The organism is Dyella kyungheensis, assembly GCF_016905005.1.
Classification (GTDB): Bacteria; Pseudomonadota; Gammaproteobacteria; order Xanthomonadales; family Rhodanobacteraceae; genus Dyella; species Dyella kyungheensis.
In genome coordinates, this window is sequence record NZ_JADIKC010000009.1 from 33,242 (window position 1) to 55,951 (window position 22,710).

The 22,710-nt window shown below is 63.9% G+C and carries 21 protein-coding genes; 17 read left to right on the top strand and 4 right to left on the bottom strand.

Annotated elements, in window-relative coordinates:
- Positions 1-4 precede the first annotated feature (4 nt).
- From ISP20_RS18150 to ISP20_RS18210, 13 genes are all read left to right on the top strand, one after another.
- Positions 5-814 carry a hypothetical protein gene (locus ISP20_RS18150; protein WP_204637546.1) on the top strand — a complete coding sequence of 270 codons (810 nt, stop codon included), beginning with the start codon at positions 5-7 and terminating at the stop codon, positions 812-814.
- Positions 815-922: 108 nt separating this feature from the next.
- On the top strand, positions 923-1,270 hold the full coding sequence (locus ISP20_RS18155; protein WP_204637547.1) for a hypothetical protein: 348 nt from the start codon (positions 923-925) through the stop codon (positions 1,268-1,270).
- Positions 1,251-1,604, top strand: a complete 354-nt coding sequence (locus ISP20_RS18160) for a hypothetical protein (protein ID WP_204637548.1) — start codon at positions 1,251-1,253, stop codon at positions 1,602-1,604. The genes ISP20_RS18155 and ISP20_RS18160 overlap by 20 nt, the downstream gene beginning before the upstream one ends.
- Positions 1,605-2,437: 833 nt before the next feature.
- Positions 2,438-2,752 carry a HigA family addiction module antitoxin gene (locus tag ISP20_RS18165; protein WP_204637549.1) on the top strand — a complete coding sequence of 105 codons (315 nt, stop codon included), beginning with the start codon at positions 2,438-2,440 and terminating at the stop codon, positions 2,750-2,752.
- A gap of 95 nt (positions 2,753-2,847) precedes the next feature.
- Positions 2,848-3,147, top strand: a complete 300-nt coding sequence (locus ISP20_RS18170; RefSeq protein ID WP_204637550.1) for a hypothetical protein — start codon at positions 2,848-2,850, stop codon at positions 3,145-3,147.
- A 48-nt stretch (positions 3,148-3,195) separates the two neighbouring features.
- Positions 3,196-3,618, top strand: a complete 423-nt coding sequence (locus ISP20_RS18175) for a hypothetical protein (RefSeq protein ID WP_204637551.1) — start codon at positions 3,196-3,198, stop codon at positions 3,616-3,618.
- Positions 3,619-4,000: 382 nt separating this feature from the next.
- Positions 4,001-4,210, top strand: a complete 210-nt coding sequence (locus tag ISP20_RS18180; RefSeq protein WP_204637552.1) for a hypothetical protein — start codon at positions 4,001-4,003, stop codon at positions 4,208-4,210.
- 65 nt (positions 4,211-4,275) lie between these two features.
- Positions 4,276-4,566: a hypothetical protein gene (locus ISP20_RS18185; protein WP_204637553.1), complete on the top strand. Its 291-nt coding sequence runs from the start codon at positions 4,276-4,278 to the stop codon at positions 4,564-4,566.
- Between the two features lie 64 nt (positions 4,567-4,630).
- On the top strand, positions 4,631-4,900 hold the full coding sequence (locus ISP20_RS18190) for a hypothetical protein (RefSeq protein ID WP_204637554.1): 270 nt from the start codon (positions 4,631-4,633) through the stop codon (positions 4,898-4,900).
- Between the two features lie 305 nt (positions 4,901-5,205).
- A complete protein-coding gene (locus ISP20_RS18195; RefSeq protein ID WP_239536116.1) occupies positions 5,206-6,447 on the top strand; it encodes a parallel beta-helix domain-containing protein in 1,242 nt (413 codons plus the stop codon).
- Positions 6,448-6,458: 11 nt separating this feature from the next.
- The gene (locus ISP20_RS18200; RefSeq protein WP_204637555.1) at positions 6,459-7,604 is read left to right on the top strand and encodes an SO2930 family diheme c-type cytochrome; all 1,146 of its coding nucleotides are present in this window, start codon (positions 6,459-6,461) and stop codon (positions 7,602-7,604) included.
- A gap of 62 nt (positions 7,605-7,666) precedes the next feature.
- Entirely contained in the window at positions 7,667-10,144 is a 2,478-nt protein-coding gene (locus ISP20_RS18205) for a TonB-dependent receptor (RefSeq protein WP_204637556.1), read from the top strand.
- A 16-nt stretch (positions 10,145-10,160) separates the two neighbouring features.
- The gene (locus tag ISP20_RS18210) at positions 10,161-11,573 is read left to right on the top strand and encodes a coniferyl aldehyde dehydrogenase (RefSeq protein WP_204637557.1); all 1,413 of its coding nucleotides are present in this window, start codon (positions 10,161-10,163) and stop codon (positions 11,571-11,573) included.
- A gap of 474 nt (positions 11,574-12,047) precedes the next feature.
- Here the strand turns inward: ISP20_RS18210 and ISP20_RS18215 are convergent, their stop codons facing one another.
- A complete protein-coding gene (locus tag ISP20_RS18215) occupies positions 12,048-13,487 on the bottom strand; it encodes an OmpP1/FadL family transporter (protein ID WP_204637558.1) in 1,440 nt (479 codons plus the stop codon).
- 321 nt (positions 13,488-13,808) lie between these two features.
- Between ISP20_RS18215 and ISP20_RS18220 the strand changes: the two genes are divergently transcribed.
- Entirely contained in the window at positions 13,809-14,105 is a 297-nt protein-coding gene (locus tag ISP20_RS18220; RefSeq protein WP_204637559.1) for a YcgL domain-containing protein, read from the top strand.
- A gap of 72 nt (positions 14,106-14,177) precedes the next feature.
- A complete protein-coding gene (locus ISP20_RS18225; RefSeq protein WP_204637560.1) occupies positions 14,178-17,645 on the top strand; it encodes an ankyrin repeat domain-containing protein in 3,468 nt (1,155 codons plus the stop codon).
- Here ISP20_RS18225 and ISP20_RS18230 read toward each other — a convergent pair.
- The 3 genes from ISP20_RS18230 to ISP20_RS18240 all read right to left on the bottom strand — a co-directional run bounded on the left by ISP20_RS18230 (position 17,564) and on the right by ISP20_RS18240 (position 21,721).
- Entirely contained in the window at positions 17,564-18,685 is a 1,122-nt protein-coding gene (locus ISP20_RS18230) for a glycosyltransferase family 9 protein (protein WP_239536118.1), read from the bottom strand. The genes ISP20_RS18225 and ISP20_RS18230 overlap by 82 nt on opposite strands.
- A gap of 225 nt (positions 18,686-18,910) precedes the next feature.
- Complete coding sequence (locus tag ISP20_RS18235; RefSeq protein WP_204637562.1) at positions 18,911-20,755, bottom strand: monovalent cation:proton antiporter-2 (CPA2) family protein; 1,845 nt, start codon at positions 20,753-20,755, stop codon at positions 18,911-18,913.
- A gap of 75 nt (positions 20,756-20,830) precedes the next feature.
- A complete protein-coding gene (locus ISP20_RS18240; RefSeq protein WP_204637563.1) occupies positions 20,831-21,721 on the bottom strand; it encodes a LysR substrate-binding domain-containing protein in 891 nt (296 codons plus the stop codon).
- A gap of 105 nt (positions 21,722-21,826) precedes the next feature.
- Here ISP20_RS18240 and ISP20_RS18245 point away from each other — a divergent pair, with 105 nt between their 5' ends.
- A complete protein-coding gene (locus ISP20_RS18245; protein ID WP_204637564.1) occupies positions 21,827-22,156 on the top strand; it encodes a carboxymuconolactone decarboxylase family protein in 330 nt (109 codons plus the stop codon).
- A 5-nt stretch (positions 22,157-22,161) separates the two neighbouring features.
- Positions 22,162-22,698, top strand: a complete 537-nt coding sequence (locus ISP20_RS18250; RefSeq protein ID WP_239536139.1) for a DUF4865 family protein — start codon at positions 22,162-22,164, stop codon at positions 22,696-22,698.
- The last annotated feature ends 12 nt before the right edge of the window (positions 22,699-22,710 follow it).

A 22,710-nucleotide genomic window follows, 5' to 3' on the forward strand; every position in this document is an offset into this window, starting at 1 on the left:
TGCCGTGGTATCGACCAAAGCGAGAAGGGACATCTCCTGGGTCACGGTAACCCTGGTCTGCCTTCCCTTCCTGGTACTCGGCTGCCTGATCGCGTATCGCAAGATCGGGGGGGATCCCGCCAAAATGTTCGGTTACACCATGGGGCCGGTGATATGGGGTGCCGTGGTCGCTGGATTGCTCGGAAGGTTCGCCAAGGCACGATTCCGGTTGACCTTCATGGTGACCTTCCTCGTTATGGAAATACTGCCGCTGCTGAATGCGGTGTCATCGATAAACAATGGGAATGTGACAGCAGCGTCGCCGTCATCAAGTGCGACGGAGGAGAGTGCTGTTCCGCTGCCCGCGCGCATTGATTTCGAGTGGCCGGAGGGTTGGCGCTTGGAGCCCGCTGAGCGAGTGGATGGTGGCGTCGCACAAAGGGCCGTGCTGTTCCAGAACAGGAGGCCTGTGGCAGCAATGCTCGTATCGCTTGGACGCGACGGACCAACTCGAACGCTGTCGGAGGAAGCAAACGTTGCAACGGAATCGGCCACTGAAACGATCGAGAAGGCCGGCGGAACCGTAGCCTGGTCCCCTTCTCGGGAAGATAACGTCGGCAACCTCCCCGCGATCGAACGAGATGGAACCATAGTTAAAGGCCATGAAAAGGCGAGAGAGCTGATGATTCTTGTCGACGGTCCAGACCATGCAATGTGCGGACTGGTATATACCGCAAATGTCGAGAACTTCGACGGATACAAGCCGCAATTTGACGATGCCGTGAAGCGCTTCACATGCCGAAATACGAGTGCGGCTGCCTCAGCTGATCATTGAGCGGCTCGCGTCGGAGATATCTGATTCACTGCCGTCACGGCCGCCACTATCTTTCATTCTGCCGCGGAAATTCCTTTCTGCCGCAGAAAGTGAAGGTAGCGAACCATCATGAACAGCAATAGTCATCTACTGATAAAGAAACAACCCGGTCGCGGCTGGTACATTTCCCGCAGCGGACAGAAGATTGGCGCAGCGGCGAATGTCGTCGCCGCAATGTTCCAGGCGAGCAAGTCCATGGACCGGGTCGCCATGGGTATTCAGCTGATGCGTGGCCAGGCGGCCACCGATGACTTGCGCGAAAAGATGTGCAGCATGCTTGGCGCGATCCGCATGGACGCGGAAGGGCTGGCTATCGCTCAGAAGGCCCGCGCGCAGAGCCATTCCGATGTCATTGCCGACATCAAGGCGGGAGACCTGGCCGAAAAGAAAAAAAGCGATGATCGCGAATGCGAATAATGCAGAGCTTGTGGAAGCTCTCTACGTGAATCGCACTTATCGTATCGATGGCCAGGTGTCACGCCCTGACGGTCAAACGGGAGGGCTCGGCCGGGCGTTTGAAATCATGGATCCTTCAAAATCCATCAGCATGCCTTTCATCACGACGGTACGCGCGGGCGTGCTGGGCATCGGCGAAAAAATGCAGTCGCGCTACTCCATCAACTGCAATAGCGCGCCCGCTCAGTTTGAGCGTTTCGCGAGTCTTCGCAACGAGGACTACGCCACGGTCATCGGCAAGGTCACGGGCTTCGATGGCGGCGCGCTTCAGCTGGATTGCCGTTTCGAGAAGTAACCAGCGCGTTTGGGTGGCGGCGGAGATCGGCGTTGCCAAACACCGACCGCCAGCCACGACAAAATCAAAAAGGTCAGAACCTTTTTTCTATACGTAGGCGCGTCGCGCTTATAGCAAGTGGATCTAATGGTCAGCCCGAGCCCTCACGCTCGCCTGCAGTCACGCGGACATCCATCTCACCCAACCCTGACAGACGATGCCAACCCTGCTTGTTAGGGTCAGCCAGTCATTCGCGCTGTCGCATTGCGCGACCTCGCGAGTGACCATGACTACCAGGTCATGAGACGCGGGCCGTGAGTGCACCAACACCCACGACCCGCTAACCATCACCAACTATTCGAGAGTTGATCATGGCTATCCGCGATCATACGGGACGCATTCGCTCGTCCGTTCCCCCTGACGACACCCTCACTCCGCCGCCTGGCGACCCGTTATCCACGGCGGCGGCATGGCCCGAAACCCTGCGTCATGGAACTCGCGGTGACATCGCCCTAGCGGTGCTCACCCTCACGCGCTTGCGTATCGACAGCGAGCAGTGCCTCCACTCACAGGCGCGCGGATTCCCCGGCAGACCGTTGCCATGGCCGCTTCCCGTGGCCGTCACAGCCAGCCTTGGCACGACCAGCCACTGCCTGCAGCAGTACGCCCGCTTGCTCGGTGACGAGCCTCGAGTGAACACCACACGCCTCCGATGATCGCCGTTACGGCGCATCGGCCGGCATGGCGATGCGCCTCTTTCGGGCAATCACCGACGAAGCTGCCAAGCATTCACTGACACGGAGCGCTGTAGGCGCCTATCCGCTGCGCGGCCGTGTCCGACAGGGAGAACCACCATGGAACTGATCCAGCTCACCCCGCACTCGGAAGTGGACCCCTCGCAACCCCTGCGAGCCCCCGGCGACATCCTGCTGCACGCCTACCTGATCCCCAGCGCACTCAACCCCGCCCAACTCGCCCGCCGCTCCGGCATCCCCTCCGACCACATCAAAGCCTTCATCGCCGACACCCACCCCATCACCCCCAAGACCGCCCTGCGCCTTTCCCTCATCTTCGACACCACCGCCTTTTACTGGCTGGCACTTCAGGCGCGCTACGATCTGGAAAGGGCGAAGCCTGCGATCCGTTCCTATCGTCCGCTCGTTGATTGAGGACAAACGCGGCAAACGGAACGGAGGTAGTCAAGTCCCACCGACACTGCTCGAATTAACCACCTCCGCCCCGTTTGCTGGACATAATCACGCCCATGACCAAGGTCCTTGCCGCTATCGCGCTCTTTGGGTTTGTTGCCGCCTGGTGCACGGGGGTCGTCGCTTGGTTTTCCGCCATCGTCTTTGCGGTGAAAGCAGTGCGCCGGACACAAGCGGGAGTTCGGCTTTGGGGGCGAGAAACGCTGTGGAACCCGGCAAACGCCCTTCTCAATCCCCAGTTGCTGACGCCCGAAGGGTTGGCCTACCGTCGGAAATGCTTCATCGCCATTGGCGTGTTTATCGGTTGTGTTGGCATTCCGCTCTTGGCAGCGGCTATTACAGGCAACCTGAAGTGACGGAAGTCGCTTCCGGACGTCCGGAATGTTTACCAGGATGGAACCCATATGAATTCTTCGATCGACAACGCGGCTGACTTTCGAAACATCTGGCCCCTCAGCGCCGCCGTGTGGACACTCGCATTTGCAGCCCTTGCCCCTATTTTCTTCACGGTCGACTGGCTATTTCACATCTTCCCTGACAGATATCCCGTCATTCATCGGATGCATGGGCTTGGCCCGGAACCAAAGATCCTTTGGGTGGCCAGCGGTGCGATTGCCATGGTCGCGATCTACTATTTGACTAGGCATCCCGTGCTGGGCCTATTGGCATGTTGCGCGTTTGCAGCTCTTTACGTGCCCGCCGCCATCGTGCTGTGGGGACAATTCACATGGGGCTGTTGGCTCGCCCTCTTGGTGGTGGCTCTCGCCTGCTGTGGCGCCTTCATGGCATCGCGGGTTGGTCGCGACCAAGCCAGCAACAAAGGTTGACATCGTCAATGTGTTGCGTCGACCGGCTGAAGTCGCAACCCATAGCAGACCTTGGCCAGCACTTAGAGACCATAGGCGGAATATTCAGTGAGATTCGAGATCCTGATAGGTTTTCTGTTTTTTCTGAGTTGCTTCTACATTTGGCTATTCTTGCGTTTCTGGCGCTCTTTCTCCCATTCGCGCCCCAAACTTCCTTTGATTGAGAGAGTGCTCAGGACTTCACTCTCCGTTGTTTTGGCGCCGATCATTCCTCTTCTCATGGGGGTGGCGGCGTTTAGTGACAGGCTGCGCCGCCGCTAGAGAAGCAAGAGAGCGACTGCTTTCGACCCGTAGAGGACCTAACAGAAATCGAGTTGGGGTCGACAACTACAAGGGGGGACCGATGGATACGTTTGACCCGGCGGCACAGGTTAGTGACGCCATGCGAGAGGAAGCGAAGCTCAACCCAAATGGTTGGGTGTACGTGATCACCGGCTCCTACGGGCCTAACGATGGCGTGCCGCCGGAGGCAATCATGGGGGCGTGGAAGGTCGATGGTGCAGGAACGATCATCGACGGCAGCTTCCTGAAGAATCCGAAGTACAAAGGCTGAGCGGACTTCCAGAACAGTCTGCTTCCGACCCGTAGCGGACATGCTCTATGGCAAAGGGGGCGTCAATGAACATTCGACCAACGACGGCGGCCGAGCTTAGAAACACTCTAAAGGAGCTTGCCCAGCGGCGACTGGCCGATGGTAGCGACTACGTGCATATTCAGCGCACCTGCCTGCTGTTGAGCATGTACCTCAAGGACTCTGCGCCTGCATCGGTGGCTAAGCTCATGCCGGAAATAGTCTGGCATTACTTATCTGACGTCGACATTCGGCATAAAGATCATGCCTACGCAGTTGCCCAGACAGACGCACTGTTGTGCGCATTGGGTGACTGGGAAGCTGAGGAGCTTGATTGAATCTAAGGTCCGCTTCCGACCCAAAGCGGACATGCCATTTGACCGATAAAGGAGCGATGGGACCGTGATTCCAAACATTTCTTCGCTGTTGGAGATGAACGGTCGGGGCGAGATGCCCATGGATGAAATAGTTGCCCATGTGGTCAAGTCCATTGCTTTGACGGGCAGTGGCTCGGATTTTTCGAGCTTGCCTGAGGAGCTGAAAGAACACGTCCGGGCGAGGATCGCTTGGTATAAGAAAACTGGTGGGTGGCTCCTGGTCTCAAACAACGGTCTCGAGGACTACGCGCCGTACGCAGAGGCCTTCCTCGCGAAAGTCTCACACGTGGAGTAAGGAGGTCCGCTTCCGACCCGAAGCAGACCTCAGAAATTGACCATTGCCGTCCTAGCAAACCCACCCGAGAAAATTCGCCATAGTGTGTAAGTGGCCCATTCGCCCTAGTTGGCGGTGTACATACAAACTATGGTGTTCCGACCAACCCCTTCATCGCATCCGCGTTGATTCAAACCGCGACAACATTCAAACGATCGTCACACTGGCCGATTTGCCCCCCTTAGGCGTCCCTTCTGCCCTCCCTAGCTCGCGGTAGTTCCGGGACAGTGGGTGCTCGCAGCCAGCGCTCCTGGGGAGGGACGTCAATGATGCGCACTACCTTTTTGCTACTCGCTCTGCCCTTGGCCCTGGCGGCCTGCCATCACGACGAACAGGCGGCGCAGAGCACCGGCGACGCCTCGTTCGAAGCCAAGCTGCAGCAGCAGTTGCTGGATGCCAAGCCAGGCACGGTCATCGATATCCCGGCCGGTCATTACCATCTGCAGCGCGGCCTGAGCCTGCGCACGGATGGCGTCACCATCAAGGGCGACGGCATGGACAAGACCGTGCTGTCGTTCAAGGGCCAGGTGGTGGGGCCGGAAGGCCTGCTGGTGAACGCGAACGACTTCACCATTGAGAACCTCGCGCTCGAAGACACCAAGGGCGATGCGCTCAAGATCAACCAGGGCAAGAACATCACCATTCGCGGCGTGCGCGTGGAATGGACTGGCGGCCCCAAGACCACCAACGGCGCCTATGGCCTGTATCCGGTGAAGACGCAGAACGTGCTGGTGGAAGATTCGGTGGTGATCGGCGCGTCCGATGCCGGTATCTACGTGGGCCAGTCCAACAACATCGTGGTGCGTCGCAATCGCGCCGAATACAACGTGGCTGGCATCGAGATCGAGAACTCGGTGAATGCGGACGTGTACGAGAACACCGCCACCAACAACACGGGCGGCATTCTTGTATTCAACATGCCCAATCTGTCGCAGGCGGGCCATAGCACGCGCATCTTCAAGAACAAGACGATCGGCAACAACACCGACAATTTCGCCGCCAAGGGCGCGGCGGTGGCCAGCGTGCCACGCGGCTCGGGCATCGTGGTCAACTCCAACGACAAGGTGGAGATCTTCGACAACGACATCGCCGACAACAAGACGGCGAACGTCATCATCTCCAGTTACTTCTCCACCAACTACTACAACACCAAGGGTGTCGCGGCCGATTACAACCCCTACCCGAAGGGCATCTTCATCTACGACAACCGCTTCAAGGGCGGCGGCGATTCGCCGGACGGGCTGAAGCTCAAGACGTTGAAGACGGCGGTGTTCGGGCTCAACGGAAAATTCCCGGACATCCTGTGGGATGGCTACGTGGATGAGAAGAAACTGGTCGATGGCCTGCCGCCGGCGGGAGATCGCTTCTGCATCCAGAACGGCGACGTGGGCGTGATCAACGCCGATGGACCGCACGACTACAAGAATCCCAGCACCGACACCAAGGCTTACCAGTGCACGCTGCCCAAGCTGCCGCCGGTTGTGCTCGATCCGGAACCGAAGGCCTGAGGTTGCTGCAGATGACGAAGTGGTTTACGTGTGCCGGCGTGCTGTTGGCACTATTGCTGGTGAGTGCCTGCCACCGTGGTCTCGACCCGGTGGCGTTCCACTCCGACGGACGTCCGCCCAGGTTGAGCGACTGGCATGTGGTCGAAGTGCGCGACGGCAAGCTGGTGCTCAACGAGGGCGTGGTTCCGTACGATCTCAACACGCCCTTGTTCACCGATTACGCGCACAAGCTGCGCACCATCTGGATGCCCAAGGGCGTATCGGCCAAGTACGACCCGACCGATACCTTCGACTTCCCGGTCGGCACGATCATCAGCAAGACCTTCTATTACCCGCGCGCCGCCGATGGGAAGTTCACCGATGTGGCGCGCACGTACGACAGCTCGCGTGACTTTGCCGGCGAAGGGCTGGATCTGTCGCGTGTGCATCTGATCGAGACGCGCATCCTGGTGCGACGCGAATCGGGTTGGGCGGCCATGCCTTATGTGTGGAAGGACGACCAGAGCGATGCGTTTCTGGCGCGCACCGGCGCGGTGATTCCGTTGACGCTGGTCGCCGACAGCGATGCACGCGAAGACTTCAACTACGTAGTGCCCGACGAAAGCCAGTGCGCCAGCTGTCACGCGCAGGACTGGGTGACGCGCAAGATCCATCCCATCGGCCCGAAGGCACGTCACCTCAATCGCGATTACCACTACGCGGCGGGCGACGAGAACGAGTTGGCGCATCTGATGAAGGTGGGCTACCTCACCGGCGCGCCGGCACCCGCCGAAGCGCCGCGCAATGCGAACTGGATGGACGAACACGCGTCGCTCGATGCGCGGGCTCGCGCCTATCTCGATATCAACTGCGGGCATTGCCACAACCCCAAGGGTGCAGCCAACACGACTGCGTTGACGCTGGACGTGAGTGCGCCCGAAGACCGTCATCTCGGCATCTGCAAGCCCCCCGTCGCCGCGGGGCGCGGCACGGGCGACCATCTGTTCGACGTCGTGCCCGGTTCACCCGACGAATCCATCCTGCCCTACCGGATGGACTCGGCCGAACCCGGCGTGATGATGCCGGAACTGGGCCGCAGCACGGTGCATCGCGAAGGCGTGGCACTGATCAAGGCATGGATCGCAGCGCAGTCGGGGGGCTGCGTCGCGATCCATTGAACAAGTAGCAACGCCGCGGCCTTCGGGCGGCGGCCATTTCATCTCGAGGGGAGAGTGTGCTGATGAATATGCGTCTGCGTCCGTTGTCCGTTTGCCTGCATCGCCTGTTGATCGGCGGCAGCCTGATGCTGGCGGCCTTGCCTGCCGATGCCTGGGCCAGCGATGACGCCGCGTCACCGCAGGACACCGGCAGCACCCCGAAGAGCGGCAGCACCAGCGCCGATCCGGAAAAGGCCAAGCTGCTCGGCAACATCACGGTGACGGCGCAGAGCCGCACGCAGGAAGTGCAGTCGGTGCCGATTCCGGTGCAGATCGTGACGGCCAAGGAGATCGACACGCTGGCCGCGACCGATCTCAGCAAGATGGATATCTTCGTGCCCGGCCTGGTGATCGACGCTACCCAGCCCACGCAGCCCACCTATGAACTGCGCGGCATCGCCACCAGCAACTTCGGCATCGGCACCGAGTCGGCGGTGGGTGTGTACGTCAACGGTGTCTACGCCGCGCGTTCGGGTGGTTCGCTGCTGGCATTCAACGATATTGCTCGCATCGAAGTCTTGAAGGGTCCGCAGGGCACGTTGTTTGGCCGCAACGCGGCGGCGGGTGCGATCTCCATCGTCACCAACGAACCGACCGACAAGTTCGAGGGCAAGGCGCGCGTGCGCGTGGGCAACGACGGGCGCAAGTACGCCGACGCGCTGGTCAACATTCCCATCAACAAGGACATGGCACTGCGCCTGAGCGTGCTGGACAACCAGAGCGACGGCTGGATCAAGGACGCTGCCACCGGCAAGCGCTACGGCGGCGACAACGAATGGGGCTCGCGCGCCGTGTTCCGCTGGAACGTGACCGACAATACGCGTGTGCTGCTGTCGTGGGATCACGAGAAGCTCAACCAGGCGCCCTCGCCCGCGATCGGCCTCATTCCGCTGTCCAACGACACCAACGAGCGCGCGCCGTACCCGGCCGATCCGGCGACGTATCTCAATCCGCTGCATGCGCCGCTGTACAACGACGCCATCGGCGCACGCGAGTCGCGGCGCTTCGACGGCGGCACGCTGCAGATCGATCACTCCTTCGGCTGGGGCGATCTCGTCTCCACCACCGCATGGCGCGGCTTCGACACCTTCAACCTGGGCGACTACGACGGCACCAATCACGTCGTCACCTATCTGGACACGGCCAATATCGAGCACAACAACAGCTGGTACCAGGAGTTCAAGCTCTCGGGCAACAACGACCTGATGGATTGGGTGGCGGGCGTCAGCTACTACCAGGAGCAGGCGCGCCAGACCAGCGAGACCAACGTCAACACCGACAGCATCGACACGCTGGCGAACAACGTGCTGGGCGTGGGTACGCCGCTCACCGATATCAGCAACGCGCTGGCCTCGTTCGGTTTGCCGTTCTCGCTGCTGGGCGATCCGTGGCACGAAGCCATCAGCAATGACGGCAACTTCAAAGCCTATGCTGCGTTCGGCGACGTGATCTGGCACGTCAGCGACCGTTTCGACGTCACCACCGGCCTGCGTTACACGCGCGATGAGAAGGACTTCAGCTGGTACAACATGCCGCGCAGCGCGCCGGCCTTCGACGCCACCATTGCCGGCCTCGAAGGCCTCGGCATCGTGCAGATGCTGCCGCCCGAAGCGCAAGCCGCGCTGGCGGCGTTCGGCAACAACGTGATCTTCACCAGCGCGGTGGGCACGCCGGTCTACGCCAGCAATACGTGGAACAACTGGAGCCCGCGCGTGGTCGCCAGTTACAAGTTCACGCCGGACGTGATGGGCTACGTCTCGGTCACCCGGGGCTACAAGGCGGGCGGCTACAACAGCGTGCAGCCCGGCTCCACCTTCCAGCCGGAAAAAGTGACCAATTACGAAGGCGGCATCAAGAGCCTGTTCCCGGACCAGAACCTGCTGCTCAATGGCTCGGTGTATTACTACCGCTACGACAACATGCAGTCGCTGGCGCTCGATCCGAACAGCCCCGCCACCGGCCTGCCAATCTACGTGGTCAACAGCAGCAACCAGGAAGCGAAGGGCCTGGAGCTGGAAGCGCAATGGCAGCCGATCGATGGATTCCGCGCGAATTTCATGGGCGCTTACATCGATTCGAAGTATCGCAACGCCACCGCGCCCGACGGCGTGGACCTGAGCGGCCAGCCCACCGGCGCACCGTACTTCTCCGGTGCGCTGTCGCTGTCCTACACTGTGCACGATGTGGCCAACGGCGAGCTGGAATTCGACCTGTCGCAGGCTTATCGTGGAGCCACGCGTTGCAACGCCGATTCGCAGTTCCAGGGCGCTTGCTACGTGAGTCCCAACTTCAAGATCGGCACCGGCCAGCAGCGCACCGACGCTCGCATCGACTGGCACGCGCCGGGTGACCGTTGGGGCGTGGGGTTGTATGGCAACAATGTCTTCAACAAGCGCTACGTGACCGGCGTGAACAACATCAGTACCTCGGTGTTCGGCACGCCGTTCGCCAGCATCTCGCCGCCCCGCATGTGGGGCCTGGAACTGCGTGCGAAGTTCTGACCGTGAAGGCATGACCATGAAAGAACCCAGCCCGTCGTTGCATTCCACCCTGCTTCGCATGCGCGAGGCGCAGGCACGCGATCCGCTGCCGCCGTGGGACGTGCGGGCCACCCGCCTGCGCACGCTGGAGAAGATGCTCAACGAACAGCGGGTGCCGTTCGCCGAGGCCATCGACGCGGATTTCGGTCATCGCCCGCAGGAAGAGACGGAGCTGCTGGAGCTGTATCCCAGCCTCTCCAACCTCAAGCACTCGCTGCGACGCGGTCGACGTTGGATGCGTCCGCGCGGCAAGCTGGCCAACCTGGTGTTCCTGCCCGCCCGCACGGCGCTGCTGCCGCAACCGCGTGGCGTGGTGGGCATCATCGTGCCGTGGAATTATCCGTTGTTCCTGGCAGTGGGTCCGTTGATCGATGCGCTTACCGCGGGCAACCGCGTGATGCTGAAGATGAGCGAGTTCACGCCACGCTTCTCGGCGTTGTTCGCCGAACAGGTCGCGCGCTATTTCTCTTCCGACGAGATCGTCGTGGTCACCGGCGATGCCGAGGTGGCGCAGGCGTTCTCGGCGCTGCCGTTCGATCACCTGCTGTTTACCGGTTCCACTGCGGTAGGTCACCACGTGATGCGTGCGGCGGCGGCCAATCTCACCCCGGTGACGCTGGAACTGGGCGGCAAGTCGCCCGCCATCGTGGGACCGGGAGCGCGTCTGGAGCACGCGGTCGAGCGCATCGTGTTCGGCAAACTGGTGAATGCGGGACAGACCTGCATTGCACCGGACTATGTGCTGGTGCCGCGTGCGCAGATGGCGCAGTTTGTCGGTGCGGCGCGCGACATGGTGGGCAAGCTGTATCCGAACCTGCGGCTGCAGGAGCAGTATTCGTCGATCGTTTCCGATCGCCAGTACGAGCGGCTGGCCAGGCTGCGCGACGAGGCCGTGGCCGCGGGCGCCACGCTCGAGCCGATGAGCGACGCGCACGATATTCCCGCCAAGCGCCTGCTGGCACCGGTGATGCTCACCAACGTCAACGACCGCATGGCGGTAATGCAGGACGAGATCTTCGGGCCCCTCTTGCCTGTGCTGCCGTACGACTCGCTGGACGAGGCGATCGGCTATGTCGCCAGCCATCCGCAACCGCTCGCGCTGTATCTGTTCGAGCAGAATGGCTCGACCATCGACGAGGTGCTCAAGCGCACGCATGCCGGCGGCGTCACGGTGAACGACACGCTGTACCACATCGCCCAGCACGGCCTTCCGTTCGGCGGCGTGGGGCCGTCGGGTATCGGCGGCTATCACGGCGAAGCAGGCTTCCGCACGTTCTCGCATATGAAGCCGATCTTCCGTCAGGCGCGATTCAACGGCACCGGCATGCTCAATCCGCCGTACGGGGCGCAGTTCAAGCGCATGTTGAAGCTGTTGATGCGGGTGGGTTGAACAAGCGAAGAACTTGTAGGAGCGCACCCTGTGCGCGACGGCCGCACCGTGCGTCTGCGCCGCAACGTGGCCTGTCGCGCACAGGGTGCGCTCCCACAGTCTGCGGTGGTGGTTTTACGCGCCGACATAAAAAAACTCCCCGCGTTCGCAGTGAGTTTGCGTTCAAGCCTCTTTCGCGATGAACCGCGATCAGAACTCGCACCGCGCCGACACAGCAGGTTTCCGCAGTCGCCCGACTCCCCGGTGATCACATCGGTTGATGCGGGCGAGCTGAAACCTTCGATTTAAGAGAAAACCCCTGTGGGAGCGCACCCTGTGCGCGACGGCCGCACTGTGCGTCAACGCCGCAACGTGGCCTGTCGCGCACAGGGTGCGCTCCCACAGTCTGCGGTGATGGTTTTACGCACCGACATAAAAAAACTCCCCGCTTTCGCGGGGAGTTTTCGTTCAAGTCTCTTTCGCGATAAACCGCGATCAGAACTTGTACTGTGCCGACAGGCTCAGCAGGTTGCCGTAGTCGTCCGACTCGCCGGTGATCACGTCGCCGGTGGAGCTGGTCGCGTTGATGCGGGCGCTGTTGACGAAGATGTGCGCGTACGAGGCGTTGATCACGAAATGCTCGCTGGCCTTGTAGCCGACACCGAAGGACACCAGCTGGCGGGTGCCATCGGGCACGCGCGGGTCGCGGGTAGCGGTGATGGTCGGCGTGGTGTCGAGGGCGAGACCGCCGCGCAGGGTGAACTTGTCGTTGAGGTAGTACTCGCCGCCGATGGAGACGTACCAACTGTTGCGCCAGTTGAACGGCTCGGTGGTGGTCGGCTGCGCCGGGTTGGAGTAGTACACGTTCAAGTTCTTGAACACGTCCCACTTGGTCCAGGCCACGTCGGCGCCCAGGCCGAACTTCTCTTCCTGGTGCCAGTAGCTGGCGGTGGCCACGGCGGGCGTGGTGAACGGCGCGGTGCCGTCGGTGTGGGTGAACGGCACGCCGCCCGCACCGGCCAGCAGCGCGGCCACGGTCGGGTTGCTCAGCACAGCCTGCACGTTGGAGGGAACGGTGAAGTTGGCCGTGCCTTCCAGCGTATGCGCGATCTTGGAGCGGTAGTTCAGCGCGAACTTGTCGTTCGGCGTGATCTTCCACAGCATGCCGACCTGCCAACCGTAGGCCCAGTCGTCACCCTTGATGCGAGCGACGCCGTCCGAACCCGGCGGCACGATGGTGCCCACCTGCTGAGCCAGCGCCTGGCCAACCGGCACCGGAATGGCGCCGGCCTGCACAGCCTGATTCACCAGGCCCAGGCCAACGGCGTTGTAGTTGATGGCGGAGGTCAGCTCGGCCGAGGTCTTCTGCGCGATACCGCTCACGCCCAGCGCGAAGGTATCGGTGACGTCGTAGGACAGCGACAGCGTGCCATCGAGCGAGGTGAACTTGGACTTGATGGCGTTGTAACGGCCCATCCAGTTGTTGTTGTATTCGGTCTGGAAGCCGAACGGCACGGTGAAGCCCGCGCCCACGTGCCACTTCTCACCCAGCTGGGTGGCGAAGAAGAACGCCGGAACCGGCATGGTGGTGCCGGCATCGCCGCCGTTGCCGCCACTGATCGGGCGACCGGCAAAGTCGTGCGCGGAACCACTGAAGGTGGTGCCGAAATTGATGGCGGTGACGTCGGCCTGGAAGTAGGTGCCCTTCAGGTCGCTCATGGCGGCCGGGTTGTTGGCCACCACCGAGACGTCGCCACCGGCAGTGGCGGAACCGGCATAGGCGCGGCCCATCGCGGCGGCGCTGTCTTCATGCAGCTGGAACGCACTCGCATGGGCGCGCTGCGGTGCAGCAAGCGTCCCAAGGATCGCCAGGCTCAGCGCCGCAAGCGTGAGCGGACGACCCGCGCGTGAAAATTGACGGTATGACATCTGCATCAGCAATGCTCCTGCTTATCGTTGATCCGGCTCGGGTAGTAGCGGGGGCTTGACGTCCGCGCTTGCTTTTCATACGCGCGTTTGACACCCCTGGCCGGCACTGTGCCCACACAACGCAAGCTTTACAAGTGCGGTTGCAGCAAAGTTCCCCGAGGATTGCCCGTTCATCCGCTCCGTTCGTCGCCGATAGGCGAAGATAGGGGGTGTAACGCGTCTGGCACAGGGGACTACGCGGAAAATCGCGGTCAGCTCTCAAGCGGTGCTAATCTCTTAGACCGCGCCTGCGGGTGCGCCCTTCCCAGATAGCCGACGGGTGCCGCCATGCACTGTTTTGTCTACGCCAGCCAGCGCAAGCCCGATACCTATCTGTGGCTTCGTCGCCGCGACGATTTCGCGTGTATTCCCGAGCCGCTTACCCAGATGCTGGGCGACCTGCAGTTCGTGCTCGAGGTTGACCTGACCGGCGAGCGCAAACTGCCCTACGAAGATGCCACCCAGGTGCTCGCGCATCTGGATGAGCAGGGCTGGCACCTGCAATTGCCGCCGAAGGAAACCCTGGCTGCGGCCAATCACCCCGCTTACAACAGCGCGCCGCTCGATCCGCATCGCGATCGCTGACGCCGACCAAGCCGAAGCCTGTTAACACGGGATTACCTTCTGGCTTTGTAACGATTCCTATACTCCGCGCTTATGGCCTACTCAAAAACGCGTCGCCCGCCTCCGTTTCTGCAAGCCCTCGCCTGGTTCGTTCCGGGTTTGGTTGCCGCCGCGATAGCCGCCTTCGGCGCTCATCCACTCGCATTGATCCCGCTGCTGGTCGCCAATGCGTTGACCATGGCGGCGGTATGCCACGCGATCGGTTTCGATCCGGAGCCGCGTTTCGGCCGCACCGTGCTGCGCCGTGGCGCGGCCTACCTGGTGATGTTCACCGGCTATGTGGTGCTGGTGTTCCTGCTGGTGGCGTGGCCGATGCTCAAGCTCAACCAGTCGCCCAGCCTGGGCGCGGCGTTGATGCTGGCCGGCGCGCTGGTGGTTGCGTTGGCGGCGTTGTGGCGCATGTGGCCGGCATTCGGCCTCGTCTATGTGTGGGACGACGCCTATCCGGCGCAGAGTGATGGCTCGTGGATTTTCACCGCCACCGCGCGCAGCCTCGCCTTCGGCCGCCATTTGTCGCGCGAAGAACGCTTCTTCACTCACTTCCTGCCGTCGGCGCTGTCGCTGCTGGCGCTGGCCTTCATCGCCATTGCGCTCACCGGCCTCTACGGCGTGCTTCCGTCGGAACTGCGCACGGCGGCGTTGGTGCTCTATGGCGTCGTGCTGATGCCTTTGGGCTGCCTGATCATCGCCAACCGCACGTTGCGCGCCCTGCTGTGCGAAGGCCGTCGCCCGCTGCGCCAGCCCGCATCCGGCGTGATGGACGCCCCCGTTGCCGCACCGATTCCCAAGCCTGCGCCCAAGCTCACCGAGCAGGAGCGCACGGCGGGGACGCCGGAGCAGGCGCACGGTTTGCTGGTGGCCACGCGCGATGGCGACATCGACCGCGCACTGGCGCTGGTGGAAGCCGGTGCCGATCCGAATACCGCGCCCGAACCGGGTGATCGTGACCAGCGCCCCGTGCTGATGCTCGCCGCCCTGCTGCCGGACATGCGCCTGCTGCGCGCATTGATCGCCAAGGGTGCCGACGTCAATCGCGCCAGCGGCGGCCTCACGCCGCTGCTCGCGGCCACGCGCGACAGCTGGCATGGCCGCGCCGAAGCGGTGATGACCCTGCTCGCCAACGGCGCCAGCGCACTCGCCACCGATGCGGAAGGCAACACGCCGCTGCACGGCGCCGTGCTCAGCGGCGAGGCCATCGTGGCGGCGATGCTGCTCGATGCCGGCGCCGCCATCAACGCACTCAACAAGGCCGGACTCAGCCCGCTCGCCGTGGCCTGCCGCGCGGCCAACTGGCCGGTGGCGAAGTTCCTGCTCGAACACGGCGCCAAGCCCACGCCCGCCGATGGCGAGCCCGCGCTGGTGACGGCCGCTGGCATCCCCGACGACGACGTGGAAGGCGTGAAGCTGCTGCTCAAGCATCGCGCTGCCATCAATGCGGTGGATGCGCGCCATCGCAGCGCATTGATGGCTGCCTCCGCCGAAGGCCACGAACAGATCGCCCGCGCCCTGCGTGCAGCGGGTGCGGATGTGAACCTCACCGATCGCCACGGCAGCACGGCGCTGATGGAAGCGGCGCGAGCCGGCGCCGTGGGCATCGTGAAGCTGCTGACCGAAGCACAGCCGGATGCACGCCTGCGCGACAGTCATGGCCGCGACGCACTCACGCTGGCCTGCCAGTCGCCGCAGGCGCACGCCGAAGTGGTGCGTGCCTTGCTCGCCCTCGGCGCCGAACCGAAGACCGCCGGCAGCAATGGCCGCAGCGCGCTCGACTACGCCGCAGCGGCGGGTCGCTGGGACCTGGTCGCCCTGCTCGATCCGGAAACGCCGCTGCCCGCCAACCTCAGCATCGACGCCCTGCCCGATGGCGCGGACACGCCCGCGCATCTGCTCGATGCGCTGCGCTTCGGCCACTGGGCCGTGGTATCCACGTTCACCCAGCGCGTGCGCGAGTGGCCGTCGTCGCAACTCGCACAGCTGTATCTGGACCTGGCCGGCCCCGGCCAGGGTGCCGCGCGTCGCTGGCTGCTCGATCACGCACTCGATCCCGAAGCGCGCCTGCAACCGCAACTGGTCGACGATGCGGAAACCGTGGAAGGCATCGAATCCTCGCTGCCGCCGCTGGGCCGCCGCCTGTTCGATGCGTTGCTGCCGCTGTTGCCCGCGGCCACCGAAGCGGTGGAAGACCTGCTCGATGCCGGCGCCACGCCAGCCGGTGCCGGTTTGCTGGCGCAAGCGCTGCTACGCCTGGAAGACGGCGTGCAAGGCGCGGCGTTGCCGCTGGCGATGCTCGAGCGCGGCGCCGATCCGTTCGGTGCCGATGCGCGCGAACGCACGCCGGTGCATCTGGCTGCCACCTACGGTCACCATGCCTTGCTGCAGACGCTGCTGCAGCGGGGTTGCGATCCCAACACGCGCGACCTCAGCGGCCGCACGCCGCTGTTCGCCGCGCTGGAACATGGCGAACGCGCGTTGCCGCTGGTGCGCTCGCTGGTGGCCCACGGTGCCGATCCCGAAGCGATCGATGCGAACGGCGAAACACCGCTCGGCCTCTCGCTGGAACACGAAGCGATCGAGCGCTGGATGAACTGGGGCGAGTGGACGCGTCCCGCGCGCCCGCTGCGCGCCGACGACCTGCCCGCCGCCGCCAAGGCCGGCGCACTCACGGCCGTCGATCGCCTGCTGGACCTGGGTTTCGCCGTCGACACGCGCGATCACCAGGGCGCCACCGCGTTGCTGCACGCCTGCGGCGCCGGCCAGCGCGACGTGGCCGCGTTGCTGCTCGACAAGGGCGCCGACGCCACGCTCGCCGCCACCAACGGCATGACGCCGCTTGCCGCAGCGGTGAGCGCACGCCGCGAAACGCTGGTGGCGCTGCTGCTGCAGAATGGCATCGCCGTCGATCAGCGCCTGCCCGGCGAAGCGACCGCGTTGATGATCGCGGCGGCGATGGGCTATCCCGAGATTGCCGAGCAGTTGCTCGATGGCGGCGCTGACGTGAACGCGGTGGACGCTCGCGGCCACGGCGCGCTGCATGCCGCCGCGCAATACGGTTTCGAGCACAACGACAGCCTGCGCGCACGCCGCCTGTTCGACACCTTGCTCAAGCGCGGCGCCGACGTCGGCATGGCCGACAAGGAAGGCAAGACGCCGCTGCTGCTGTTGCTGGGTGCGCATATGCGTCCAGGCAGCGAATGCGATCCCACCCATATCGGTGCACTGGTGCCCGTGCTGCTCGAAGCCGGCGCCGTGCTCGAACATGCCGACCAACGCGGCGTCACCGCGCTGCACTCCTGCGCGATGCACGCACTGCTCGCACCGGCGCGCGTACTGCTGGCCCGCGGCGCGGATCGCCAGGCCGCCGATGCGTTCGGCCGCACGCCAGCCGACGTGGCGCGCGCCATCGGCTATATCGACATCGCTCACGAACTGGCGGCGCGCAGCGGCTCGGCCATTCCCAGCGTGCGGCAGATGTTGAGGCAGCCGGCCCAGCCAGCCGACTGAAGCGCCTGTTCGACCAGGCGACGAGCCATCGCCTCGGGGCGTGGCGGCAACTGCCGCCACGCGTTCACTACTTCATCCAGTCCGATGCGATCCACACTGGGCACGTCCGGCAATCCGCCGATGGCGTGCACGGCGCTGCCACTGGCGCTGCGCGGCGTCCACATGGATGGCCAGCGGTTGCCGAACAGCACCACCAGCGGACAACCCACGGCGGCCGCCAGATGAGCGGGACCCGTATCCACCGACACCATGCTGTGCGCGATATGCAACAGCGCGCGCAAATGACCCAGCGGCAGCCCGTCGTGCGGCACGATTACCTGCGCATGCGCCGCCGCGTCGCCGATCGTAGCGAGATAGGCCGCCTCGCTCGCCGAACCACACAGAAGCACGCGCGCCTGCGGCATCGCCGCGACGATGGCGCGGCACAACGCCGCCCATCGTTCCACCGGCCACGACTTGTCGTCATCCTCGCGCTTGCGTATGCCGTTCCAGCGCATGGTGCGCTTGTTCGCCGGCTGCAGCAGCACCAGCGGATGTCCATGCAGGTTGCGCCGCGCCAGCCACAACTGCGCTTCGCCCAACTCCACAGCGGTCGGCTCCAGCCGCGGCGCGCAAGGCAAGGCGTGCGATGAACTCAAGGCATCGCGAAAGGCCGATGGCGTTTCATCCGCAAAACGCATCAGCCAGTCGATCCAGTGCTCACCCTGGTGGAACGGCGTGTCTTCGATGAAGACGCAGTGCTCGGGCGCAATGCCCGCCAGCGCCAGCATGGGTCTTATCTTGGTGCGCGTGCGTACATCCGGCTCGCAGATGTAGAAGGGTGCTGCACGCAATTCGCGCAATGCGAACGCCGTGCGCAAGCGCTGTGGATTGAGCCAGAGCGTACCGTACTGGCTGTCGACCTGCCGCACTTCGGCCACGTCTTCGTGGCCTTCGTACAACACGCGCGAGCAGTCGCCCAGCGAGACGAGCCGGCACGCACCACCGTAACGGTGATGCAGCTTATGCAGCAGCGGCTGCAGCAGAATGGTGTCGCCCAACCGTCCGAATCGAATGACGACAGGATGAAGTGGCGCGCGCTGGCCCATGGGGATTCAGATAGACGTCGGGCAGGCCCGATCCCTCAGGCGACCCGCCCCGCGACGGCACGGCCTTCAGGCGCGCCTATCTTTCCCGATGCGCGGCGAAATGAGTTGCGGATTGGACGCAAGATCGCATGCCGTCCTATTCAACGACGGTACGCAGGAAATCCCGTGAGACCAACGTCAACGTGTCACATCTTCGTCATCTGCCGAGGCGTCGCTCGGCTTCTCCAACGCGCGCTTGACCTCGGGCGATGAGTCCGCCTGGAACAATTGCTCCAGGTCGATAAGTGCCTCGCGCGTGGTCTGCACGATGCGCGCATCGTCGTCGTACACCAGGTACTGGCGCTTGAGCAGTTCCTGATCCTGCCGGCGAAAACGTTCGACGTGATCGGCCGCCGTCTCGGGCGACATGCCGAGCGCTTCCAGTGTCTGACGGGTCATCTTCAGGCTGGAATAAAGCGTTTCGCGCACCGGCAATTCCACGCCCAGGTCCATCAGGCGCCACGCGTGCTGGCGGTTGCGCGCACGCGCGATGATCTTCAGCGACGGATACATGCGGCGCACCACGCGCGCGGTGCGCAGGCTCGCCTCGGGATCGTCCACGGCCAGCACGAACACGCTGGCCTGGTCCGCCTGCGCCGCACGCAGCAGCTCGGGGCGTGCCGGATCGCCGTAGAAGATGTCGGTCCAGTTGCCGAAGCGCTGCACCAGGTCGATCTGTTCCACCGAATGATCTAGCGCCACGAACGGAATGCCCTGGGCGCGCAGCATGCGCGCCACGATCTGGCCCATGCGTCCGTAGCCGGCGATGATCACGCGCGGCTTGTCCGCCACGATGGTGTCGAACTCGCGCTCTTTCTTGGTCTGCGATTGGTGCAGCACGCGGCCCAGCAGCGCCACCATCAACGGCGTCAGCGCCATCGACAGCGTGATCGCCAGCACCTGCAGGCTGTGCTGCTCGGTGGTGATCAGGTTCTGTTCGCCGGCCAGCTTGAGCACCACGAAGGCAAATTCGCCGCCGCACGCCAGCAACACCGCCAGACGCAGCGAATCGCGGCTATTCAGGCCGCCCACGATGCGCCCCAGCGGCCACAACAAGGCGCCCTTGATCAGCAGCAGGAACAACACCAGCATCGCCACGCGCATCGGCTGCTGGATCAGCAGCGACAGATCCATGGTCATGCCGACGCTGATGAAGAACAAACCGAGCAGCAGGCCCTTGAACGGTTCGAGATGCGATTCCAGCTCGTGCCGGTATTCGGAATCGGCCAGCAGCACGCCGGCAAGAAAGGCGCCCAGCGTGGCGGACACACCTACCACCTCCATCAACCAGGCCGTGCCCATCACCACCAGCAGTGCCGTGGCGGTGGACACTTCCACACTGTCGGCCTTGGCCACGAAGCGGAAGATCGGACGCAACAGATAGCGGCCGCCCACCATCACCGCGACGATGGCGGCCACCGTGCGCAGCACCGCAAAAGCGTCGAAACCGTGCTTGCTCGATGCGCTGGCCAGCAACGGCACCGCGGCGATCAGCGGGATGGCGGCCAGGTCCTGGAACAGCAGCACGGCGAACGCCTGGCGTCCGTACAAGCTGCCCGCTTCCTTGCGCTCGGCCAGGATCTGCAAGCCGAACGCGGTGGAGGACAACGCCAGGCTGCCGCCCACGATGGTGGCCGCGTTCACCGTGAGTCCGAACAGATAGTAGGCCGCCGCACCGATCACCAGGCTGGTGGCCATCACCTGCAGCAAGCCGGTGCCGAACACCTGGCGGCGCATCACCCACAGGCGTTGCGGCGAGAGTTCCAGGCCGATCACGAACAGCATCAGCACCACGCCGAATTCGGAGATGGTCGACACGCCCGAGGGATCGGCGATCAGGCGCAGTTCCTGCGGACCGATGACGATGCCCGCCAGCAGATAGCCCAGCACGGAACCCAGCCGGAAGCGCTTGGTCAGCGGCACTGCGATGACGGTCGCCAACAGGAAAACCAGCGCCGTCTGCAGGAAATGGTGGCTATCCACGCGCACACTCCATTCGGGGGATTCGCATTATTCCACGCTGATGCCGAGCGGAACCGACTCCGCCGCACGAACCGATCAAGCGGCGAGCGGAATGCCCTGCCATTGCTGGGTGATGATGCTGGCAAGACGCTCCACTGCCGGTGACGATTCGGCGTCGGCGCGATGCAGGCACAGGCCCAGTTCGCCCAGCGACGGCAACACCGTCTCGTGCGGCAACAGGGCACGCACGCTGGCCGGCAGCCCGCAAGGCGTGCGCAGCGATACGCCAAGACCTGCCGCTACCGCCGCCCACGTCCCCGCCAGACTGGCGCTGGTGAACGCGATGCGCCACGGGATATTCGCGCGGTCGAGCGCGGTGGTGGCGGCGGTACGCATGATGCACGGCGCTTCGAGCATGACCAGCGGCAACGGTTCGCCATCGTCGCGAGGCCATGCGGCCATGGCCTCGGCGCCGGCGATCCAGCGCAACGGCACCGTGCCCACGCGCTGCGTATGCGGCGTGACCGCACCGGCATCCCAGGCCAACGCCAGATCGAGCCGCCCGGAGGTCATCCGTTCCAGCAGCTCGGTGTTGCGCGCGATGCGCACTTCCACCTTCACGCGCGGATGGGCGCGGGCGAAGCGGCCCAGGACGTCGGTGAGCAGGCTCTCGCCAAAATCTTCCTGCAGGCCCAGCCGCACCCAGCCTTCGAGTTCCGCCCCGTGCAGTGCGCTGGCGGCCTCGTCGTTGAGTTCCAGCAGACGGCGTGCGTAGGCGAGCATGGTCTCGCCCGCTTCGGTCAGCACCATGCCGCGGCCGGATTTGCGCAGCACCGGCGTGCCGGCCTGCTCTTCCAGCTTCTTCAGCTGCGCGCTGACTGCCGAGGTCGAGCGCCCCAGCCGGTCCGCGGCGCGGGCGAAGCTGCCCAGCTCCATGCCGGTGACGAAGGTGCGCAGCACGTCGAGGTCGAAATTCACTCGCCTCATGGAATCATCCCGTTTTGATGGACTATTCGTTCTATATTTTCTGATTTTCAGGACGATACTCTCCGCCCTACGCTTTCTCACGTCAAGCACTCGCGGGAGCTATCGATGAGCCATCGTTCCGAACAGGGCCAGAGGAGTTTCGGCGACATCGCGCCGACGCTCGCCGAACTGACCGATCGCGTGCTGTTCGATCAGGTCTGGCAGGACCCCGTGCTGTCGCCCCGCGACCGCAGCCTGGCCACCGTGGCCAGCCTGATCGCGCTGGGCCGCGCCGAGCAGCTGCCGTTCCACTTGCGGCGCGCCCGCGACAACGGCCTGAGCCACGACGAACTCGCCGCGCTCACGACCCATCTGGCCTTCTATGCCGGTTGGCCCGCCGCCGCGTCGGCGGTAACGCGTCTGCGCGAATTGAAAGACGAGGAGGCGCGCTCGTGATCGCCATGCAATACAGCTTCACCCTGCCCGCCGACTACGACATGGCGATCGTGCGCCAGCGCATCGCGGACAAGGGCCATCTGCTCGACCACTTCGACGGACTGCTGCTGAAAACCTACCTGCACGCGGAGCGCGGGGAGGCGTCGGAAGAGAATCTCTACGCGCCGTTCTACGTCTGGCGCGACAGCGCCGCCATGCAGCGCTTCCTGGGCAGCACGGGCTTCGCCAACCTGGTGAAGGCGTTCGGATGGCCGTCCATTCGCGTCTGGCCGGTGTGGGATGCCTACCTCACGCCCGAGGCGCGCCACGCACGCTTCGCCACGCGTGAGATCCAGGGGATCGCGCCGTATACCGCGCTCGATGTGCTGCGCGACGAACAACGCACGCTATTGCAACGCGACATCGAACGCGGCGCCGTGGCCGCCGTCAGCGCCTTCGAGCCCACCACCTGGACACGTGTGAGCTTCCGCTTGTGGGACGACACGCTTCCCGCCCATCCCGCCGGCCAGCGCTATCAGGTCGGCCATGTTTCCCAACCCTGATCTGCGCAGGAG